1 protein-coding gene is annotated in these 1095 nt (G+C 46.9%); it reads left to right on the forward strand.

Features of this window, described 5'->3' with window-relative positions; translation table 11 throughout:
- On the forward strand, window positions 1-1095 hold a 1095-nt coding region (locus HMPREF3027_RS04295), incomplete at both ends, for a TonB-dependent receptor domain-containing protein (protein ID WP_168165869.1).

Here is a 1095-nt window from a genome sequence, read left to right on the forward strand (position 1 = left end):
CCCGCCGCGAACCCGGCTCGGGACTCAGCGGAAATCTTGAAGGTACACTCGACAAGTATAAGGGACGTAAGATGGGAGGGTTCTCATACTTTTCACTCAACTACCGAAAGGATAATTGGGACTTCTTTGTCTCTGGCTGGGATCAAGCATGGAGAGGAATCAACATCACAGACGATGCCACATTCATCGGCAAAATAGATCAATACGAGTGGATCAATAAGTCAAGGATGGACTCAAAGTTTGGAGAGAGCGACCACACCTATACATTCGGCATCAATTATTCCGACGATAAGCAGAGTGCCGGTATCAAGTATCGATTTAATGCCAATAACAATCTCTCTACCGACGAAGCCCTACTAGAGAGTCAGCTCGACCATCAAGACAAAATAGACTACTATAGCTTCACCACCCAAAAGACTCCTTGGCACTACACACACCGCCCTAGCCTCTACTATATGCGTAAGATAGGACATTGGAAGACGCAGATAGATTTTGACTACTACGAAAGCACACCATCCGAAAAGACGAGCACCACAAAGGAGGGGCATACCAAGGCCTACGAATTGAGATCTCTCACGAGTAAAAGTGGCGATAAGTACCAATCTTTTGGCGCAAGGCTAGATATTGATGGCCCGCTTTGGGGTGGGACACTGAATGTTGGGGGCGGATACTCATGGGCCAATAATAGCTTCTTTAATTACAATGATCAGGAACTCAAAATACCCGACCTCAATAGCACCCTCAAAGAGCAAACCTATGTGTTCTATACCGAGTATAGCCACGCCATAGCCGAAAAGTACATGCTTACCGCAGGGCTACGCATGGAGCATGTCCGCAATCACTACGGAAACCAATCTGTAGCCAATGGGGTAAAAGACTACATCAAGACCAACCTTTTCCCTACCCTCTCCTTTGGTGGACAACTGTGGGGAGTCAATACACAGCTATCCTTTAGAAGCCAGATCATTAGACCTAGCTTCTGGAGACTACAGCCAGACTATCAATACATTTCTCGATTTGAATACCAAGTGGGCGACCCCAACCTCAAGCCCGGGATCTCTTATACTACTCAGCTGATGCTCAATAAGAGCTGGG

It is taken from the genome of Porphyromonas sp. HMSC077F02 (assembly GCF_001815465.1).
Classification (GTDB): Bacteria; Bacteroidota; Bacteroidia; order Bacteroidales; family Porphyromonadaceae; genus Porphyromonas_A; species Porphyromonas_A somerae.